The organism is Shewanella waksmanii (assembly GCF_043643685.1).
GTDB lineage: Bacteria > Pseudomonadota > Gammaproteobacteria > Enterobacterales > Shewanellaceae > Shewanella > Shewanella waksmanii_A.
The window spans coordinates 181,002-201,076 of record NZ_JBHZSN010000001.1 but is presented as its reverse complement, the minus strand read 5'-3'; the positions used below and the strand labels follow the sequence as shown (position 1 = coordinate 201,076).

17 protein-coding genes are annotated in these 20,075 nt (G+C 45.6%); 2 read left to right on the top strand and 15 right to left on the bottom strand.

Annotation, left to right across the window (positions count from 1 at the left end):
* Window positions 1-137: 137 nt before the first annotated feature.
* The 4 genes from ACHUFW_RS00945 to ffh form a co-directional block, all read right to left on the bottom strand.
* Window positions 138-1,610: an efflux transporter outer membrane subunit gene (locus ACHUFW_RS00945; protein WP_394200104.1), complete on the bottom strand. Its 1,473-nt coding sequence runs from the start codon at window positions 1,608-1,610 to the stop codon at window positions 138-140.
* On the bottom strand, window positions 1,607-4,762 hold the full coding sequence (locus ACHUFW_RS00940) for an efflux RND transporter permease subunit (protein ID WP_394200102.1): 3,156 nt from the start codon (window positions 4,760-4,762) through the stop codon (window positions 1,607-1,609). The genes ACHUFW_RS00945 and ACHUFW_RS00940 overlap by 4 nt, the downstream gene beginning before the upstream one ends.
* Window positions 4,763-4,764: 2 nt before the next feature.
* On the bottom strand, window positions 4,765-5,976 hold the full coding sequence (locus ACHUFW_RS00935; RefSeq protein WP_394200475.1) for an efflux RND transporter periplasmic adaptor subunit: 1,212 nt from the start codon (window positions 5,974-5,976) through the stop codon (window positions 4,765-4,767).
* 456 nt (window positions 5,977-6,432) lie between these two features.
* Window positions 6,433-7,806, bottom strand: a complete 1,374-nt coding sequence (ffh, locus tag ACHUFW_RS00930) for a signal recognition particle protein (RefSeq protein WP_394200101.1) — start codon at window positions 7,804-7,806, stop codon at window positions 6,433-6,435.
* A 307-nt stretch (window positions 7,807-8,113) separates the two neighbouring features.
* Here ffh and ACHUFW_RS00925 point away from each other — a divergent pair, with 307 nt between their 5' ends.
* A complete protein-coding gene (locus ACHUFW_RS00925; RefSeq protein ID WP_394200099.1) occupies window positions 8,114-8,902 on the top strand; it encodes a cytochrome C assembly family protein in 789 nt (262 codons plus the stop codon).
* Between the two features lie 127 nt (window positions 8,903-9,029).
* Window positions 9,030-10,313, top strand: a complete 1,284-nt coding sequence (locus tag ACHUFW_RS00920; protein ID WP_394200097.1) for an HlyC/CorC family transporter — start codon at window positions 9,030-9,032, stop codon at window positions 10,311-10,313.
* Window positions 10,314-10,379: 66 nt separating this feature from the next.
* Here the strand turns inward: ACHUFW_RS00920 and ACHUFW_RS00915 are convergent, their stop codons facing one another.
* The 11 genes from ACHUFW_RS00915 to lepA all read right to left on the bottom strand — a co-directional run bounded on the left by ACHUFW_RS00915 (window position 10,380) and on the right by lepA (window position 20,057).
* On the bottom strand, window positions 10,380-10,919 hold the full coding sequence (locus ACHUFW_RS00915; RefSeq protein ID WP_394200096.1) for an Mpo1 family 2-hydroxy fatty acid dioxygenase: 540 nt from the start codon (window positions 10,917-10,919) through the stop codon (window positions 10,380-10,382).
* A 199-nt stretch (window positions 10,920-11,118) separates the two neighbouring features.
* Entirely contained in the window at window positions 11,119-11,535 is a 417-nt protein-coding gene (locus tag ACHUFW_RS00910; RefSeq protein WP_394200094.1) for a MarR family winged helix-turn-helix transcriptional regulator, read from the bottom strand.
* 3 nt (window positions 11,536-11,538) lie between these two features.
* Window positions 11,539-12,573 carry a cation diffusion facilitator family transporter gene (locus tag ACHUFW_RS00905; protein WP_394200093.1) on the bottom strand — a complete coding sequence of 345 codons (1,035 nt, stop codon included), beginning with the start codon at window positions 12,571-12,573 and terminating at the stop codon, window positions 11,539-11,541.
* 124 nt (window positions 12,574-12,697) lie between these two features.
* Complete coding sequence (locus tag ACHUFW_RS00900; RefSeq protein WP_394200091.1) at window positions 12,698-13,312, bottom strand: RraA family protein; 615 nt, start codon at window positions 13,310-13,312, stop codon at window positions 12,698-12,700.
* 107 nt (window positions 13,313-13,419) lie between these two features.
* Entirely contained in the window at window positions 13,420-13,815 is a 396-nt protein-coding gene (acpS, locus tag ACHUFW_RS00895) for a holo-ACP synthase (RefSeq protein ID WP_394200089.1), read from the bottom strand.
* Between the two features lie 50 nt (window positions 13,816-13,865).
* Window positions 13,866-14,603, bottom strand: coding sequence for a pyridoxine 5'-phosphate synthase (gene pdxJ / locus ACHUFW_RS00890; protein WP_394200087.1), 738 nt, complete (start codon window positions 14,601-14,603; stop codon window positions 13,866-13,868).
* 132 nt (window positions 14,604-14,735) lie between these two features.
* Window positions 14,736-15,425, bottom strand: coding sequence for a DNA repair protein RecO (gene recO, locus ACHUFW_RS00885; protein WP_394200085.1), 690 nt, complete (start codon window positions 15,423-15,425; stop codon window positions 14,736-14,738).
* Window positions 15,426-15,552: 127 nt separating this feature from the next.
* A complete protein-coding gene (era, locus tag ACHUFW_RS00880) occupies window positions 15,553-16,545 on the bottom strand; it encodes a GTPase Era (protein ID WP_394200083.1) in 993 nt (330 codons plus the stop codon).
* A complete protein-coding gene (gene rnc / locus ACHUFW_RS00875) occupies window positions 16,542-17,219 on the bottom strand; it encodes a ribonuclease III (protein WP_394200082.1) in 678 nt (225 codons plus the stop codon). The genes era and rnc overlap by 4 nt, the downstream gene beginning before the upstream one ends.
* A gap of 1 nt (window position 17,220) precedes the next feature.
* The gene (gene lepB / locus ACHUFW_RS00870) at window positions 17,221-18,138 is read right to left on the bottom strand and encodes a signal peptidase I (RefSeq protein ID WP_394200080.1); all 918 of its coding nucleotides are present in this window, start codon (window positions 18,136-18,138) and stop codon (window positions 17,221-17,223) included.
* Window positions 18,139-18,266: 128 nt separating this feature from the next.
* Window positions 18,267-20,057: a translation elongation factor 4 gene (lepA, locus tag ACHUFW_RS00865; protein WP_394200078.1), complete on the bottom strand. Its 1,791-nt coding sequence runs from the start codon at window positions 20,055-20,057 to the stop codon at window positions 18,267-18,269.
* Between the last annotated feature and the right edge of the window lie 18 nt (window positions 20,058-20,075).

The following is a 20,075-nucleotide window of genomic DNA, read 5'->3' as shown; positions in this document are numbered from 1 at the left end:
ATGCCGACTAAGGCCTGAAAGCCTGGCTATATCGAAAACTTAATGCTGAATTTGAACTCTAACTAAACTGAAAACAGGCTCACTTGTAACAGTGAGCCTGTTGTTGATATTGGTAGGTTTAAAATTAGTGCTTAATATTAATCCTCACTGGGAGCTAATACCTGCGCCATCTCCTCATCACTCAATACCCCGCCTCCTAATGAGCGGTACAACTTAATCATGGCTAATAATTTATCTCGGCGCACTTCACTCAACGACAATTCTGCATTAAATAGATTTCTTTGTGCATCCATCAAATCTAATGAACTAGACACCCCATTTCGATAACGCAGCATCGCCAAATGGGTATAGCCTCGAGAAGCCTCAACCAGCTCCTTTTGGGCTTCAATGGCCAACTCAGATCGGCGAAAACTATTCATGGCGTCATTAACTTCGAAATAAGCAGCTAACACAGTACTGCGATAAGTCAGTAACGCCTGTTTCGCAGACTCTTGTGCAATATCATACTGGGCAGAGATGCGGCCCGAATTGAAAATCGGTGCAGTAATGCCCCCCAGCAAAGACCAGGTCACCCCTTGGCTGTCGAAAATCTTGTCTAAGTCATCGGTTTCTGTTCCGTAACTGCCAGTGATACTAAATTTGGGGAAAAATGCAGTTTTTGCGACCCCCACATTGGCATTAGCTGCAATCAGAGCTTGCTCAGCGGCTTTGACATCAGGCCGTTGCGACAACATTTGCGACGGGATCCCCACCTTAAATGTTGTTGGAAAAATATCTGCAGAGGTCAAACTATCAATATTGTCTGGCACCTGTAATGCGTATTGATATTCACCTAGCAATATCTTTAGTTGGTTGGCTTTTTGTTGACGTTCAAAATCCAGATCCGGTAACGTTACCTTGGCACTTTGATACTCCACTTCCGCTTGCTTTACTTGTAATCCAGAAATCACCCCGTTTTGCTTTCGTAATCGGGCTAAATCACGCTCTTTCTTACGTAATGCAACCGTATTAGCGGAAATGCGATAGCGCTGTTCAATGTCGAGCCACTCATAATAGCGGCTGGCAACATCACTAATTAGGCTGATAACGGCTAAATCCAATGACTCCTGTGCAGACAAAAAGTTGGCATATTCCACTTCACTGCGACGACGATTGGCGCCCCAAATATCCAGCTCCCAAGAAACGGTGCCGGCAATATCGAACTCATTACCATGGGTTGGGTCGTCACTAGTAATGCCACTATCAATTGAACGCTCAGCATTAGCAGCAAGCCCTAATTCTGGATATAGCGCAGCGTCTGTCACTGTCACTTGAGATCTTGCGGCAATGAGACGCGAGCGAACAGCCGCTAAATCTAAATTCTGTTTTAGTGCATGCTCAATTAACTGGCGAACATTAGGATCAAGATAAAATGTTTGCCATGCTATCAACCCTGCATTATCCGTCGCATCCTGAGTCAGTTCTTGATGATATTGCGAAGGAACGGCTAACTCAGGTCGCTGATAATCAGGGCCCATGGCACAGCCAAATAAACCAATCACACTGGTCGTGATTACAGCACGCTTTAGGTTGCGTAATAAATCGCTCGGGGATATTGGACGCTTAATCATGCCGACTCTCCCTCAACCTTAACCGGCTCAGATTGTGAATCGCTCGCCACTTTTGATTTAACTTTGGATTTGAGCCAGCCTGCCGTCGTCACAAAAAACAGCGGCACCAACACAATACCGATTGTGGTGGCAAATACCATTCCGCATAAAATAGGAATAGAGATACTTTGGCGGCTGACCGCACCTGGGCCAACCGATAACACCAAAGGCAACACCCCTAAAATAAACGCCATCGACGTCATCAAAATCGGCCTAAAGCGCATATTAGCGGCCTCTAGGGCTGCCTCTACGCGGTCTTTACCCTCTTTATGTAACTGATTGGCAAACTCAACAATTAAAATAGAGTTCTTAGCAGCCATGCCAATGAGCGCAATAAAGGCAACTTGGAAAAACAGGTTACTTTCCATCCCACTGACCCAAGTCCCCATTGCCGCGCCTAACATAGCAATAGGCGCAATAAGCAACACCGCAATTGGAATCGTCCAACTTTCATAAAGTGCAGCCAAGAATAAAAACACGAATAGCATAGCTAGCATCACAGCAATACTGGTTTGATTTGCCGATTGCACTTCTTGGAAAGTAATCCCGGTCCACTCATAGCTAAACTCATTAGGTAACATTGGCTTAGCGACACGTTCAATGGCCCGTATCACATCGCCTGATGCATACCCCGCTGCCGGCGACGCATTAACTGAGGCACTGCTAAACAAGTTATAGTGGGTAACGGCTGCTGGCCCAACAGAGTAGTCATATTTAGCTAACACGCCAATCGGTACCATAGCGCCGCTTGATGAGCGCACATAATAGTCTTTGATTTGCTCGGGGAACTGACGATAGTTTTCCTCAGCCTGCACCTTCACCCGATATACTCGACCAAACAAGTTAAAGTCGTTCACGGTTGATGAATCAGTGAAGGTTTTAATGGTGCTGTATATATCTGCCACATTAACACCAATAGCCATCGCTTTAGCTTCATCGACACTTAAGTGCAGCTGAGGAATAGCACTTTGCAATGACAAACTTGCGGTAGCAATCTCCGGCTGTAGCTTGAGCTTTTCAACTAGCTCATCCGCGGTTTCCATCAAGCCTTTAAAATTGGTACCGGAGGTATCTTGCAGCTCCATCTCCACCCCTGAGCCGTTACCAAGCCCCGGCACTGCAGATGGCAAATAAAGATTAAACTGGGCTTCTAAAACATCTTGTAAAGCATGATGTATCTCTTTCATCACTTGCTGTACGGTTGCGCCGGAATCGGCACGCTCTGACCAAGGCTTGAGAATAATCTCAAATTGGCCATTGGCTTGATTCGAACCTGAACGACGATTCTCACCTGCCAGCGTAAAGGAATACGCCACAGCAGGGTGAGCCAACACTTTCGCTTCTGCTTTCTTTAACACTGCTTGAGAACGATTAACCGTTGCGCCATCAGGCAATGTCATGTCAATGAAAAAGCGCCCTTGATCTTCATCGGGCATGAAGCTGGCTGGCAAGTTGCTCATAATGAGATAGACACCTGCAACCATAATCGCAAATACCAAATAGCTGCGCTTGGCATGTCGGGTAGTGGCAGCGACAATGGCAACATATTGATTTGTGCAACTATCTAACTTGTCGTTCATCCATTTAAAAAAGCCGCGGCTGGGTTTGCCACCGGCCTTTAATAACAAAGCACATAATGCAGGCGATAAAGTCAATGCTACCACAGTAGAAATTAACACAGCTACAGTAATGGCAATGGCGAACTCGCGATACATAATGCCTGTGATCCCTGCCAAGAATGACACCGGAACAAATACCGCAGCCAACACTAAACTGGTCGCGACTAACGCCCCCGATAATTCTTTCATGGCCATGCGTGTGGCATCGATAGGGCTGAGGCCTTTTTCATGCATTAAACGCTCAACGTTTTCAACCACCACAATGGCGTCATCAACAACAATACCAATAGCTAACACCAATGCCAGCAAACTCACGGTATTGATGGTAAACCCAAACGCTAACATCGCAGCAAGGGTACCAATTAACGACACAGGTACCGCAACGGCTGGAATTAACGTTGCGCGCACATTTTGTAGAAACAGGTACACCACCAAAATCACCAAGACTAAGGCTTCAACTAAGGTTTTAACCACCTCATCAATGGAGTTTTCAATAAAGATAGATGCATCGAAAAACACTTCCCAATTCATCCCCTGCGGGAACTTTTCAGCCAGCTTAGCCATCTCTTTTTTAACGTTCTTCGTCACCTCAAGCGCATTGGCTCCCGGTAACAAATAAACTTGCAGAATGGTCGCATTAGCGCCATTGAGTTGTGACTGCAATGTGTAGGCTGACGAACCTAGCTCTACGCGGGCAATATCACGTAACCTGACAATAGAGCCATCGGTATTTGCCCTGACAATGATCTCTTTAAATTGCGGTACACTGCTCATCCGCCCTGCAGCGGTGATAGGCAATGTCATACTTAACGACTCAGTATTAGGCTGCGAGCCAATAGAACCTGCCGGAGACTCCTTATTTTGCGCTTTAATGGCATTAATCACATCTGCCGTCGTCAAGCCATAACCCGCCATCACATCGGGCTTAAGCCACACACGCATCGAGTAACTTCTTGCCCCGGTGTTTCGCACTCGGCCAACACCAGGAATACGTTTGAGTGCCGCTTCAATATTAATGGTACCGTAGTTACTAAGGTAGATTTCATCATAACGATCGTCGGTGGAGGTTAACGCCAACTTAAGTAGCTCAACCGAAGCCTCTTTGGAAACTGAAACCCCTTCTGTTTGCACATCAATCGGTAAGCTCCCCGTGGCTTGCTGCGTCGAGTTTTGTACATCAACCGCTGCTAAGTCTGGATTCGTTCCGACATCAAAGGTAATGGTGACATTGGCGCTGCCCGAATTAGTACTCTTCGAGCTCATGTAAATCATATTAGGCAAGCCATTTAATTCTTGCTCTAGCGGAGTCGCCACCGACTCTGCTGCGGTGGTTGAGGTTGCACCGGGATAGGACGCTGACACCTTAACCTGCGGAGGCGTAATGTACGGATACTGATCGATTGGCAGCTTAAACATGGCAATCAAACCGAGTAACACAATAACGATAGAGATCACGCAAGCATAAACGGGTCGCGTGACAAAAAACTGCGCCATGATTATTGCTCCTGCTCTTGTTCTAACGCTTGCTGTTTAAGCGCCTGTTCCTTCTCTATTTTATCTTCTCGTTTCTGGTAAGCTTCTCTGGATAGCGGCTCAGCTAATTGACCATGGCGTACACGGTGCATGCCCTCAACAATCACTAATTCGCCCGCTCGCAGCCCGCTTTTTACCACCACGCCCATCTTGCCTTGGTGCTCAATCACAATGAAGCGCCGTTCAACTTTGTTGTCTGGCAATACTACCATCACATACACCCCGCCCTGTTCTACTTGGGTGGCTTTTTGTGGAATAACAACCGCATCATTAATCTCATTGAGTTTGATACGCACATTGGTGTATTGACCTGGCAATAGCTCTTTATTGGGGTTAGGCAATTCAGCGCGGACTTGGAAAGTTCCGGTCTCTGGGTTGACTGAAGGGTCGGTAAAACGGACGTCGCCGAGATAAGGGTATTCACTATTGTCAGGTAAGGTGATTGTCACAAACCCTTCTACCGCTTTACCTTCTGTTTCCGCTTCTTTCTTTTCCGAATAGCTGGTCATTCGCCGACGCGCATTAAGGTAATCAAGCGCTGACATATTGAAAGTCACATAGATGGGATCGACCTGCTTTACCCGCGTTAATAGCGACTGGCCGCTGCTGCCAACCAAGGCACCAATATCGACTTCAGAACGGCTTACCAAGCCTGAAATCGGTGATTTAATTTCGGTATAGCTGAGTTCCAGCTGCGCCTCTTCTAATTCGGCTTTACTGGCTGCAAGACTTGAGCGAGATTGAGACAGTACTGACAGCGCGTTATCAAAGTCGAGCTGGCTGGTCGCGTCTTGCTCATAAAGTGGCTTTAGTCGTTCAACATCACGTTGTGCTTTCTCAAGCGCAGACTGTTGCGACTCAACATTGGCTTTTAAACGATTAACCACTGCCAAATAAGGTCGGTTGTCAATTTGATATAGCACCGCACCTGCTTTAACCGCACTGCCCTCGATAAAGCTTTTATCTTCAACAAAGCCATCAACTCGGGCTCTCACTTCAACATCTAAAGAAGCTTGAGTAACACCAATATAGTTACCATACAGTGGCACCGTTGCAGCAGTCACTTCTTCGACAACAACAAGCTTGGGGGTAATGGGCGGCAGGGCTTTTTCACAGCCAAGTAATGCAGTCAGAGTGGCAATGACAACTAATAATTTCTGATGCGGGAAATGCATTCTAACCATGAATATGCCCCAAAATAATCCATTGTGCAGAAAGGCCTGGGTTTACCGCTGAATCGGATAAACAGCCGAGAAAAAACAGAGTGTTATCTAACTCTGTATTCGAAGTGTAAACGTATATTCACCACAACAGCAAGCAAAAAGCATAAAATGCCAGCGATAGCTGTAGGCTAAAACATAGATAATACCAATCGCATAAAGATGTGATCGCTCAGCGAGAGTTTAGCGCTTCAGAGACACGGTCATTAAATGCTCCTCGGTAACAGCTCCTGCGATACTCTCCCTCCTATATCCCTATCGTCGTGCATTAATGACATTCACCACAAAAATAGCTCTGAGTAGATCGCTTTCTTATGCCAATTGGTATAAGCCATCGCCGTCGCCATCACGCTTTTCAACCAGACATAAAAAAACCAAGCCTAAGCTTGGTTTTTCTGTCGTTCGGCGAAATTAACGGCCTGGCATTTTCATTCCTGGTGGTAACATGCCGCTCATACCGCGCATCATCTTCTTCATGCCGCCTTTGGAAGACATCTTTTTCATCATCTTCTGCATCTGGTTAAATTGCTTCAGAAGACGGTTGACGTCCTGAATTTGTGTACCAGAACCTGCAGCAATACGGCGCTTACGAGAGCCTTTAATAATATCAGGGCGTTGACGTTCAGCTGGGGTCATCGAATTAATGATGGCTTCCATCTGACCTGTCATTTTACCCTCTTGTACTTGAGCAAGTGCTTCAGGTGGTAACTGTCCAACACCGGGCAGTTTTTCAATCATGTTCATCATGCCGCCCATGTTTTTCATTTGCTGCAGCTGCTCTCGGAAGTCTTCTAAGTCAAAGTTACCGCCCTTTTTCACTTTAGAAGCCAGCTTCATTGCCTTGTCTTTGTCGACGCCGCGCTCAACTTCCTCAATCAGTGAAAGTACATCACCCATACCCAAAATACGTGAAGCAACACGATCGGGATGGAAAGGCTCTAGCGCGTCAGTTTTCTCACCCACACCCAAGAACTTAATTGGCTTGCCAGTAATATGGCGAATAGATAACGCCGCACCGCCACGGGCATCACCATCGACTTTAGTTAGCACCACACCGGTAAGCGGCAGCGCTTCATTAAAGGCTTTAGCAGTATTAGCAGCATCTTGACCTGTCATGGCATCAACCACAAACAAGGTCTCAACTGGCTTAACTGCAGCATGGAGATCTTTAATCTCATCCATCATGCTTTCGTCTACGTGCAAACGACCTGCGGTATCGACGATAACAACATCAATGAATTTAAGCTTTGCGTGAGCCATGGCCGCATTAACAATATCAATCGGCTTCTGGCTTACATCAGATGGGAAAAACTCTACTTCAACTTCGTTAGCTAATGTTTCTAGCTGCTTGATCGCGGCCGGACGATAAACATCGGCACTGACCACCAATACCGATTTTTTCGAACGCTCACGCAAAAACTTAGACAGCTTTGCAACACTGGTAGTTTTACCCGCACCTTGCAAACCAGCCATCATGATCACGGCTGGAGGCTGAGCACTTAAGTCTAAGGCTTCGTTCGCCTCGCCCATGGCGTTTTCAAGTTCGCTTTGGACAATCTTGATAAAGGCTTGGCCCGGGCTCAAGCTTTTTGAGACTTCTTGGCCAACCGCACGCTCTTTCACGCTGTTAACAAACGCACGTACAACGGGTAGCGCCACATCCGCTTCAAGCAGCGCCATGCGCACTTCACGTAATGTCTCTTTAATATTGTCTTCTGTTAAACGTCCGCGACCGCTGATGTTTTTCAGGGTACGTGACAATCTGTCGGTGAGGTTCTCAAACATTATCGTGTTCTTCTACCGTAAAAATTTACATTAATGGGGCAGTATTATAGCGATGCTTAGATATTATGCTACCGCATCGCCACAGAATCCTTGTGTTATCGGGCTATCTTAGCATTATGAACGCACAAAGGATGAGCAACTATTTTTCAAAACTTAGGGCTACCGCTCACATTGCACTTATATTTGTCACTTTTGCTACTGCCCAAGAGCACTTTTGTCGTGTTATTCTAGCATTAGATTAAGATGCATTCTCAGATCATGTCTTTGAGTATATGCAGAAAACTAACAAACAATAGGTTAATTTTCGATGGTCATTTTTTCCGCCTCAGCCATGTTTTTCTACTGTATTGCGCTAATACTGGTAGTCAGCCGCCTGTTTCATGCGGACGGCCCTAATCGACGTGTCGTCGCAGGCTTTGCTGCGATAGCAGTGGTACTGCACGCTGCGGCATTGTCACAAGCCATCGTCACCGAAAATGGCCAAAACTTTAGTCTGACCAATGTCATCTCTATGGTGAACTGGATCATTGCCTTTAGCTTTACCATCCTGCTATTTAGGCTAAAAATGATTGTAGTGGTGCCAGTGGTTTACGCCTGCTCGGTCATTTCGGTCGCCCTATTGTGGTTAGTGCCACCTGAGTATATTACCCATTTCGAGATCCACCCCGATGTACTCGTGCATGTGGTGTTATCTTTAATGGCCTATAGTGCGCTAATGATTGCTGCGCTTTATGCTATCCAACTGGCGATTATTCAAAACAAGCTAAAAAGTAAAAAGCTCATCATGAGCCCGGCAATGCCACCACTAATGACTGTTGAAAAGCAGCTATATCATTTGGTGATTGTGGGTGTGGTATTACTGAGTTTATCTTTAGCAACCGGCTTTATCTTCTTAGATGATATGTTTGAAGAAGGCAAAGGTCACAAAGCCATTTTATCTATCATGGCGTGGTTTACCTATATTGCCATGTTAGCGCAACAATACTGGATTGGTTGCCGTATCCGCACCGCGGTGCTGTATACCTTAACTGGCGCAACCTTATTGTCGTTAGCCTATTTTGGCGCCCGAATCGTCAAAGAACTTATCCTGCGTTAATCCCTTCTATTACCTAGGTTTGGCTGCAAGGGCAAACCTAGGTTCACTTGACACGTCCTTAAAATGACGGTAATTACTGTTTGCAGACAAGGACATTCATTAAAGCAAGCCATAGCGGGGCCACTTTTTGGACGCGATATCCACTAGCGTACTCTTTTTAATTTTATTCATACTGATCATTATTTCTGCCTACTTCTCTGGCTCAGAAACCGCCATGATGTCGCTCAACCGCTATCGGTTACGGCATCTTGCTAACAGCGGCCACAAAGGCGCTAAACGCGCCACAAAAATGCTCGAACGTCCCGACCGGCTTATTGGCCTCATTCTTATTGGGAATAACCTGGTTAATATTCTTGCATCGGCCATTGCAACCATTATCGGTATTCGCTTGTTTGGTGACGTTGGCGTGGCCATTGCCACCGGTATTTTAACCTTAGTGGTTTTGGTCTTTGCTGAAGTCACTCCAAAAACCGTCGCCGCACTGCATCCAGAACGTATCGCTTTCCCTTCAAGTTTTTTACTAAAGGGTCTCTTGGTTGTCCTGTCTCCCTTAGTCAAAGCGGTCAATTTTATAACCGGCAGTTTCTTACGTTTACTTGGCATTCGTTCAGTAAAAGCCGATGATGCCCTAAGTCAAGAAGAGCTGCGTACTGTGGTCCATGAAGCCGGCGCACTTATCCCCCAACGTCACCAAGAGATGCTCCTGTCGATTATGGATCTCGAAAAAGTCACCGTTGATGACATCATGATCCCGCGCTCAGACCTCTATGCCATTAATGTCAATGATGACTTCAAGAGCATTAACAAACAGGTGATTCAAAGCCCCCATACCCGCGTGCTGCTCTATCGCGATAATATTGATGATGCGGTGGGCTTTGTGCACCTTCGCGATGCACTTAGGCTGCAATCAAAGGGGCAATTTAGCAAATCATCACTACTGAGAGCCGTAAAAGAACTGTACTTTGTGCCTGAAGCGACACCTCTAAATGTGCAGCTGGCAAACTTTCAGCAAAACAAAGAGCGTATCGGTTTAGTGGTCGATGAATACGGCGATATTCAGGGACTCGTAACATTAGAAGATATTCTGGAAGAGATTGTCGGTGAATTTACCACCTCGATGATCACCACAGCCAGTGAAGATATCAATAAGCAACAAGACGGTAGTTTTCTCATTGAAGCGAGTATTAACATTCGCGATCTAAACAAAGAGATGGATTGGCACTTCCCCATTGATGGCCCCAAAACCATTAACGGCCTTATTTTAGAATACCTAGAAGAGATTCCTGAGCCCTACACCTCTATGCGCCTTTCCGGCTACCCTCTAGAAGTCATTGATGTAGCAGATAACATGGTGAAAACCGTACGAGTGATGCCGCAGCATTATCAAGCACCAAAAAACAAACAAGACTAATGATGCTAATTAGCAATAGTGACTAAAAAGGGGCCGCTAGGCCCCTTTTTAGTGCTTAATACTGCTTTACGCCGATGCTGCTTTACGCGCCGCCTCTAACTCGCGACGTTTGGTAATAGCAAGTGGCGTAATGGCTTTATCCAAGTCCTTAGCCCAACCCAACATAAAGTACACTTCTGCCATCAAGAAAAACGGGCCTATCAAAAGCTGATTTAAGTCTTCAACAAAGGCAGGTTTTGCCTTTTCATACTTATGACCAATGAGCTGAAATATCCACGCCACCACAAACACCACAATGGCTATCCATAAGCCATATTCAGTTTGGGCCACCATCTCGGAGGTGTACAGCACCGGAATGATAAACACCACCATGCCGAGCGCAAGCTTGAGATGCAGTATGGTATAGTAAATCAGTACACCAATAGTAAACGCATCAGCAACGTTAATCTTAAAATCATTAACGGCGACCAGATTGATTGGAATCAGGTTCAATAACACGAACAGTGACCAAATAATCCCGGGAATACCAATAAAGTGGGTTTTAATATTCTTGGGGTTAAGGTGCACACTTTTATACTGTGCAAGTTGCTCCACTGCTGATTTCATTGCTTAATCGCTCCTGGCTTATCGTTATTATCGCCACAGCTTTTATCTCAATGTCAGGCTACCGGTTAATATTACTGCTGCGGTTAAATGAGTTAAAAACGTGATCCTTATCTCACTTAACCTAATGCATTTTAGCTTTAGTTTCTAGAGCTAATATTCAAGACAACAATACCCTAGGTTCCATGCGCAGGTAATAAACCTAAAACTCTTGATTGATTTTCGTCATGCTAGAGATCAACATTTGTTGCTCCTCGCTGCTGAGGTGACGAGTTAAGTCTTCCACCAAAGCGAGGTGCAACGCATTGTGGTGCTGATGCAATGCACGGCCTTCAGGGGTTAAATCAACTAAAATTGAGCGACGATCCTGCTCCTGTGGTAAGCGCACAATCAACCCGGCTTTAACCAGCTTATCAACCTGCACCGTTAATGTACCTGTGGTGATACTTAATCGGTCAGCCAACTCTTTCATGCGCATAGGACCATGACTACCGAGCACTTCAATCGTATGAACTTGCGCCAAAGTATATCCCGTCTCTTTGACGACAGATTGTTCCCATGACGACAACTTATCGTAAAATTCGATAAGCAGATGATTGAGTTGCTTCAGTTTTTGCATCGACTAACCTTGATTGACCTCAACAGTAAGATGACTGATATTAGCAAATTTTTGCAACTTCTGTTTATAAAAGTCTGCAGATTGTGGCTGCTCAGCCACCACAGCTATCGCAGCACTGTAATGGCTAGCAGTCACCTTCCACACATGTAAATCGACCACTTGGCAACCTTGTTGTTCTAATGCTTGAGCTATCGACTGGCGCAGCTTCTCTGGCATACTTTCATCAAGCAAAATAGGGCTGGTTTGGCGCATTAACCCTATGGCCCACTTAGTGATCACAATGGCACCGACAATTCCCATAATGGGGTCAAGCCATGTCCAACCTAAGAACTTGCCAACAATCAGCGCGCTTATGGCCAGCAATGAAGTCAATGCATCGGCTAACACATGCATATAGGCTGCGCGTAAGTTATGGTCATGGCTGTGACTATGTCCATGGTTATGATTGTGATCATGGTTATGATGCCCTCCATGCTCATGACTGTGGCTATGTCCATGGCCGTTACTGTGCTCATGGCTGTGGCTGTGACTGTGACCATGCTCATGACCGTGACTGTGCTCATGGCTGTGACCGTGATCGTGCCCATCGGCATGCAGTAGCCACATACAAACCACATTCACCACCAAACCAATAATAGCCACAATAATTGCTTCATTGAACTGAATAGCTTGAGGTGAAAACAGTCGATGCACCGACTCTACCACCATCAGTAACGCCACAATACCTAAAGCGATTGCGCTGGTATAACCGCCTAATACACTGACCTTGCCGCTACCAAAAGAAAATTTGTCACTGTTGGCATGCTTTCTTGCATAGCGGTAAGCAAACTGCGTGATGCCAAAAGCGGCAGCATGGGTGCCCATGTGCCAGCCATCTGCCAGCAGCGCCATTGAGCCATATAGGGTTCCAGCTACAATCTCCACCATCATTGTGATAATGGTGATCATTAACACGATAAAAGTCCGGCGCTCACCTTGGTGATTATGTTGTTCAAACTGGTGGTGATGTGTATGTTTTTCGACTGCGTCACTAAGCATGAATATATACCTTGATAATCAAACTAAATAAAATCTATATTGTTTGATTATCAAAGTAAATAAGTAAAGCGGATGTAATGTGTAAGTAACTAAATCATTTAACTAACTGTGATCTACATCAAAACTAGCTGCTCTTCGCAGCCGCCAATGCAGCTTCAATACGCGACTGATGATTGGCTTGCCATTGTGCAAGTGACATCGCAGCTTCTTTATCAGCCTTATCTTTCGCGGCATGGTAAACCTCAATAGCTTGCTCTTTTGGTAAAACAGCCACACCTTCAGTATCCGCAACGATAATATCGCCACTGCAAACCTTAACTCCACCGCACTGTATCGTTTGTTCTAGCTCGCTATAGACCCGTTTTTTACCTGGTACTGGAAATACGCCTTTAGCAAACACCGGAAACTGCATCTGCTGTATCTCGGTAATATCCCGAATAACACCATCAATAATAAAGCCCTTGATGCCACGACTTTGAGCCACAGCGCAAACATTACCACCAGCGACCGCAAACTTATCATCGACACCATCAACAACGATGATTGAACCACTGGGCGCTTGATAAATTGCTGCGTGCATCATTAGATGATCGCCAGCACTAAGCTGAACAGTGAATGCTGGGCCACTCATTCTGGGCATATCTGGCCATAAAGGGTGGATGCGATAATCGATAAACTGCTGATGGCCTAATACGTTGGCATAGTCAGGGGTAGCAATACAGCTAAAATCAACTTCCATGATATTGGTTCCTATAACTGGTCTAATCAGTAAAGTTATACCATGGCTGAAAATTTTTAGCAGTTCGACTTAAGTGAAGCAGGCAATCAAAGCTGGGGGCTTGAGTGTTAACTAATTACCACGGTTGCGGTGGCATAGTGGGCTTCATCAGCAATGCTGATGTGTACATGTTGAGCGCCAAGCTGCTGCATGCGCTCAGCAGCGCCTGCACTCAAAGTTAATTGCGGCGCGCCGTTTTCGTTATTGCTAACTTCAATATGCTGAAATGACACACCGCGACCAATACCTGTGCCTAACGCTTTTGCTGCCGCTTCCTTTGCTGCAAAACGCTTAGCTAAATAACGTGCTGGTTGAGTCGACTGGTTAAAAATAACCTGCTCAGACGGCGTCAGTATGCGCAAGGCAAGGCGGCATTTAGCTAAGCCGCTACCGGCAATAGCTTTAGCAACCACCTTGTCGATGCGATTGATCTCTACAATATCGGTACCTAAACCTACAATCATCTTTTTTCCATCAACCGACGCTATCTATTAACTCAACCAAAGCGGATTGATTACTCGCCGTTACGGCCTTCAACCATCAGCTGTTTCATATCTCGAACTGCGGTCTCCAAGCCATCAATCGCTGCGCGGGCGATAATAGCATGGCCAATATTGAGCTCATATAACTCCGGAATTGCCGCAATCGGTTTAACATTATGGTAGTGCAAACCATGACCGGCATTAACCACTAGCCCTTTACTGTGGGCATACGTCGCCATTTCAGTAATGCGCGCCAACTCCTGCTGCGCTTCTTCGTCAGTTTTGGCGTCCGCATAGCAGCCAGTATGTAACTCAATAACCGGCGCGCCTACTGCAACAGTTGCATCAATCTGCGCCTTATCGGCGTCAATAAATAACGAGACCTTGATACCTTGAGCGGTCAGCTTCGCTACTGCGGCTGCCACTTTATCTTGTTGACCAACCACATCTAGACCGCCTTCAGTGGTTAGTTCTTCACGCTTTTCTGGTACTAAGCACGCATAAGCAGGTTTCACTTCGCAGGCGATATTGACCATCTCTTCGGTCACTGCCATTTCAAAATTCATTCGCGTCTTAATCGTTTGTGCTAGCAGGTAAATATCGCGATCGGTGATATGGCGGCGATCTTCTCGCAAATGCACGGTGATCCCTTCAGCACCCGCATGTTCTGCGACTGCCGCAGCATGAACTGGGTCTGGGTATGTGGTGCCTCGAGCCTGACGTAAAGTCGCTATGTGATCGATATTAACACCAAGATGAATACGGCCCATGGCTATTCCTTAATCTATTAACAAAGCTGATGATAAGACTGCGCTATTGTACTGACCCTACTTATAAAAACCAATGGCAAAACATTCATCATTAGCACAAGGGGTGCCCTGTGTATTCGAATGCCACTGAGACTATTGCGTTTCACTATTTAGGTTACGGTTAAATAACGCACGAGATTTAAGTGGCTTATCGCCGATACAGGGACTAAGCAATTGTCGCATCAATTGTTTTGCTGCTTTTAAATCTTGCTGATTTAACTGTTTGTTAGCCAAGTTCCTCAGCATAGCCCCCGCATAATGATGTTGTTTTGGCCCTAAGGCACTGACAAAGCCCTCTTCGGGCAACAGACGATAGTAATAGTCTGCTTCAATGCTTTGCTGACTAATATCTTCATCGAGGGATGGCATCAAGCCGAGCTCTTGCAACAAGGCAACTTCAAAATAACGCAGTTGCGCCTGCTCAAACCCCGCTGCCATTTTCATTAAGGTATCGTGATAGGTATAAAAGAATTGCTCCGCACCATGTTCGACACTTAAGCTGCGGACTAAAATTTCATTAAGATAAAATCCAGCAAAGCTGACTTCGCCCACTAATGGAATCGCAGGGCTTGCCGCTTCAACTTGATAGAGGTTCTTTAAACTACTTTTGCCTGATAGTTGAAATATTAGCGGCTGGAATGGTTGAAGAATACTTTTGATTGAACGTTTTCCGCTGCCTAAACGCGCTACACAGTCGACTCGACCATGGCCATCCACTAGCATATTCACTAATACGCTAGATTCTCGATATGGTCGTGTATGCAGTACATAGCCCCGCAGCATGTTCGGTTCTCTCTTAACTTCGTTGTATCTACGTTAAAGGCCGAGACTACAAACTGCAACTCTTGCTGCACCTTGCCATCTCGGCCTCATATACTTTAATCGCCTACCTGGATGGTTTGACTAAAAATTACTCTTCGCCGTAACCTAAGCTGCGCAGCGCACGTTCGTCATCAGCCCAACCAGATTTGACCTTCACCCACATTTCAAGGAAGACTTTATTGTCAAATAACACTTCCATATCCACTCGGGCAGCTGAACTAATCTTCTTGATTCGCTCACCTTTGTTACCTATGACCATGCGCTTTTGAGTCTCACGCTCAACCAATACCAGCGCATTGATTTGGTAAACACCGTTTTCCATCATTTTGAACTGTTCAATTTCAACCGTAGCGTCATAGGGTAATTCGTCACCCAAAAAGCGCATCAGCTTTTCACGTACAATTTCCGACGCCATAAATTTCTGAGAGCGGTCAGTGACATAGTCCTCAGGGAAATAATGTGGTGACTCAGGGACAGACTCAATCGCCATGTCCATAATGCGCTCTACGTTAGTGCCATGAGTTGCCGAAATAGGCAATATCTCATCAAAAGCAAACTTCTTAGCTAGCTCTTCCAAGTGAGGGAATAGCGCCTCTTTGTCTTTGATGTTATCAACTTTATTGACTGCCAATACTGTCTTGCGGCCATCGTCACGACTTTGAAGCTTTTTAAGCACCATTTCATCGTCTGCCGTCCAGTTAAGACCATCAACCACAAACACCACTAAGCTGACTTCTGCAAGTGAACTGGATGCAGCACGGTTCATCAAACGGTTAATCGCCCGCTTCTCTTCTATATGTAAACCGGGCGTATCAATGAACACCACCTGTCTTGGGCCTTCAGTATGGATCCCCATAATGCGATGACGCGTTGTTTGCGGCTTCTTTGAAGTAATACTGATCTTTTGCCCAAGTAGCTTATTTAGCAATGTGGATTTACCCACATTAGGTCGGCCAACAATCGCGACCATGCCACAATAAGTCACATCATATTGAGACGAAGTACCAGAATTCATACGCGCTAACAGCTCGTCTAAACTCGGTTCATTAGCCTCTGACTCGTGCTCAGGTTTATTGCTCATCGTTTAATTAACTCCAATACTTCAGCTGCCGCGATCTGTTCCGCCTTTCTGCGAGAATTAGCCACCCCAGTGACAGGCTTATCTAACTCCTCGACTTTACATTCAACGGTAAACGTCTGGGCGTGCGCTTCACCAGTAATATTGACAACCTTGTATACTGGTAGCGGTTTTTTAAAGCCCTGCAGGTGCTCCTGAAGCAAGGTTTTAGGATCTTTTTGATTAACAGGCTTAATGGATACTAGGCGCGACTGATACCATTTGAGCACCAGCTGACGGCAAGTTTCGATGTCAGAATCCAGATAAATCGCACCGATAATCGCTTCGACTGTGTCGGCTAATATCGACTCACGACGAAAGCCGCCGCTCTTCAATTCACCTGGACCTAATTTCAAATAGTCGCCCAACTTAAATTCTAGGGCGACCTCTGCCAGCATCTTGCCACACACAAGTGTTGCTCGCATGCGGCTCATATCACCTTCGGTGGCTTTAGGAAACTGATGATAAAGTGCATCAGAAATCACAATCGATAAGATTGAGTCACCTAAAAACTCTAGCCTTTCATTATGACGGCTAGAAGCGCTGCGATGGGTCAATGCTTGGTCAAGCAAACTGACATCACTAAACTCATAACCCAATACACGACATAATCTCGGGATATTCTTAATCGGTTCCATATTAAACAATGCCGCCTACACGGTTAAAGCGCACACCTGTTGGGATCCAAGTTGGCAAAAAGTCTGCAGGTGAACGCTCAAACTCAAAGCTTATCCAAATAGCAACGGCCTTACCCACCAATAACTCTTCAGGGACGAATCCCCAAAAACGCGAATCGGTACTGTTATCACGGTTATCGCCCATTACAAAATACTGCCCTTCTGGCACCACGAACTCACCTAATGGTAAGTTGTTTCTGTGGTAGTAATAACCGACAGGCTCAGGGCGACTAGGGTTAATCAAAATATCGTGGCTAACATCACCCAACTGCTCGGTGTAACGCATCAATGCGACATTATCTTGAGTGAATTCGCCGGTATTAACTGACTCACGGGCAACAAGCTGCATTTCAGGGCAGCTGCTTGCCCCTTTCTCACAAGCAGGTTGAATATAAACTTGCTTGTTTCGATAAACCACCTTATCGCCAGGTAATCCAATCACACGTTTAATGTAGTCAATCTTGGTATTTTCAGGGTATTTAAACACCGCAACATCACCACGCTCTGGCTTGCCAGTTTCCACCAACTGACTGCGCCATACAGGATCTTTAAGGCCGTAACTAAACTTCTCCACCAAAATGAAGTCACCAACCAACAAAGTAGGCATCATTGAACCAGAAGGAATTTGAAACGGCTCATAAATAAATGAGCGCAAGATCAATACAAATGCAATAACAGGGAAGATAGAACGAGAGGTTTCGACCAGTGCAGGCTCTCGAGTGATCTTTTCAGCGCTTTCTTCACTGATATCAGCCTGAGCACTTTGTGCTGCTGCGAGTTTGGCTTGTCTCTTTGGCGCAAATACCAATGCATCGACCATCCAAATAAGGCCGCTACCTAGAGTAACTAACACCAAGATAAGAGAGAAATAGGCTGCCATAGTTTAATTAACTCCTGCCTTCACTGAGGCGATTTGAGCGATGATTTGAACCAAGGTTCATTTATACTGCACTAACGAAAGCGCCGCAAACTGCGGCGCATATTATGAATAAAGGTTAACACAAACCATTATTCATTGAGCTTTAATACAGCAAGGAACGCTTCTTGCGGCACTTCAACGTTGCCGACTTGCTTCATGCGCTTCTTACCTTCTTTCTGCTTCTGTAACAGTTTCTTCTTACGTGATACGTCACCACCATAACATTTGGCGGTTACATCTTTACGTAATGCTTTAACCGATGAGCGAGCAATAATTTGGCTACCCACAGCCGCTTGAATTGCAATATCAAACATCTGCCGTGGAATAAGTTCTTTCATCTTATTCACCAAAGCCAAACCTTGGTAACGAATATTATTGCGGTGAATAATCATCGCCAATGCATCAACTCTATCACCGTTGATCAGTACATCAAGACGCACCATGTCCGCGGCTTCAAAACGTTTAAAGTTATATTCAAGTGACGCATAACCACGACTGGTTGACTTCAATCTATCGAAGAAGTCCATAACCACCTCAGCCATTGGCATATCATAGGTGATAGCCACTTGGTTGCCGTGATAAACCATATTGGTCTGCACACCACGTTTCTCAACACACAGGGTAATCACATTACCGAGGTAATCTTTTGGTACTAAGATGTTTGTTTCAACAATCGGCTCGCGCATCTCTTCAATGTTATTAATCGCCGGTAGATCTGACGGATTATCAACATAGATGGTTTCGCCTTTCGTGGTCACCACTTCATAAACTACTGTCGGTGCCGTAGTGATCAAATCAAGGTTATATTCACGCTCTAAACGCTCTTGAATGATCTCCATGTGGAGCAGACCTAGATAACCAATACGGAAACCAAATCCGAGCGCCGATGACGTCTCTGGCTCGAAGAATAATGACGCATCATTCAAGCTTAGCTTGTTCAATGCATCACGGAAGCTTTCATAATCATCGGTAGAGATTGGGAATACACCTGCATAAACCTGCGGTTTAACCTTTTTAAAACCAGGTAGTGGCTGCTCTGCACCATGCTTTGCCAACGTCAGCGTATCACCCACTGGTGCGCCGTGGATCTCTTTGATACCCGCAATAACAAAGCCAACCTCACCGGTCTTCAGCTCAGTAGTGTCTGTTTGTTTCGGGGTAAAAATACCTACACGATCAGCATTATGGGTTTGACCGGTCGACATCACCTTAAACTTATCGCCTTTTTTCAGTACGCCATTTTTAATACGTACTAAAGACACAACGCCTAAGTAGCTGTCAAACCAAGAATCAATAATCAATGCTTGCAGCGGTGCTTCAGGATCGCCTTCTGGGGGTGGGATCTGCGCAACAATAGTTTCTAGTACATCGCTAATACCCACGCCAGTTTTTGCTGAACAACGCACTGCATCAGCGGCTTCGATACCAACAATATCCTCAATCTCTTCCGCTACACGTTCAGGATCGGCTTGTGGTAAGTCGATTTTGTTGAGGATAGGTACAACGTCTAAGTCCATTTCTAAGGCTGTGTAGCAGTTAGCCAAAGTCTGAGCTTCTACACCTTGGCCAGCATCAACGACAAGCAACGCACCTTCACACGCTGCAAGCGAACGGGAGACTTCATAGGAGAAATCCACGTGGCCTGGTGTATCAATGAAGTTCAGCTGGTAAGTTTCACCGTCTTTGGCTTTATATTCTAGTGTGACACTTTGCGCTTTGATGGTAATACCACGCTCACGCTCAAGGTCCATTGAATCAAGTACTTGAGCCGCCATTTCGCGGTCAGACAAGCCACCGCAATCTTGGATCAGACGGTCAGACAGTGTTGATTTGCCGTGGTCAATATGGGCAATAATTGAAAAGTTTCTAATATGCTTCATTATGCGAAATGACTAAAC

What these genes read in the sequence shown, in the direction of transcription:
- lepA (WP_394200078.1), bottom strand. Translation starts at nt 20,057, where the DNA reads ATGAAGCATATTAGAAACTTTTCAATTATTGCCCATATTGACCACGGC.
- acpS (WP_394200089.1), bottom strand. Translation starts at nt 13,815, where the DNA reads ATGATTGTAGGTTTAGGTACCGATATTGTAGAGATCAATCGCATCGAC.
- ACHUFW_RS00915 (WP_394200096.1), bottom strand. Translation starts at nt 10,919, where the DNA reads ATGAAATCAGCAGTGGAGCAACTTGCACAGTATAAAAGTGTGCACCTT.
- ACHUFW_RS00905 (WP_394200093.1), bottom strand. Translation starts at nt 12,573, where the DNA reads ATGCTTAGTGACGCAGTCGAAAAACATACACATCACCACCAGTTTGAA.
- era (WP_394200083.1), bottom strand. Translation starts at nt 16,545, where the DNA reads ATGAGCAATAAACCTGAGCACGAGTCAGAGGCTAATGAACCGAGTTTA.
- ACHUFW_RS00925 (WP_394200099.1), top strand. Translation starts at nt 8,114, where the DNA reads ATGGTCATTTTTTCCGCCTCAGCCATGTTTTTCTACTGTATTGCGCTA.
- recO (WP_394200085.1), bottom strand. Translation starts at nt 15,425, where the DNA reads ATGCTGCGGGGCTATGTACTGCATACACGACCATATCGAGAATCTAGC.
- ACHUFW_RS00910 (WP_394200094.1), bottom strand. Translation starts at nt 11,535, where the DNA reads ATGCAAAAACTGAAGCAACTCAATCATCTGCTTATCGAATTTTACGAT.
- ACHUFW_RS00900 (WP_394200091.1), bottom strand. Translation starts at nt 13,312, where the DNA reads ATGGAAGTTGATTTTAGCTGTATTGCTACCCCTGACTATGCCAACGTA.
- ACHUFW_RS00940 (WP_394200102.1), bottom strand. Translation starts at nt 4,762, where the DNA reads ATGGCGCAGTTTTTTGTCACGCGACCCGTTTATGCTTGCGTGATCTCT.
- ACHUFW_RS00935 (WP_394200475.1), bottom strand. Translation starts at nt 5,976, where the DNA reads ATGCATTTCCCGCATCAGAAATTATTAGTTGTCATTGCCACTCTGACT.
- ACHUFW_RS00945 (WP_394200104.1), bottom strand. Translation starts at nt 1,610, where the DNA reads ATGATTAAGCGTCCAATATCCCCGAGCGATTTATTACGCAACCTAAAG.
- pdxJ (WP_394200087.1), bottom strand. Translation starts at nt 14,603, where the DNA reads ATGGGCCGTATTCATCTTGGTGTTAATATCGATCACATAGCGACTTTA.
- lepB (WP_394200080.1), bottom strand. Translation starts at nt 18,138, where the DNA reads ATGGCAGCCTATTTCTCTCTTATCTTGGTGTTAGTTACTCTAGGTAGC.
- rnc (WP_394200082.1), bottom strand. Translation starts at nt 17,219, where the DNA reads ATGGAACCGATTAAGAATATCCCGAGATTATGTCGTGTATTGGGTTAT.
- ffh (WP_394200101.1), bottom strand. Translation starts at nt 7,806, where the DNA reads ATGTTTGAGAACCTCACCGACAGATTGTCACGTACCCTGAAAAACATC.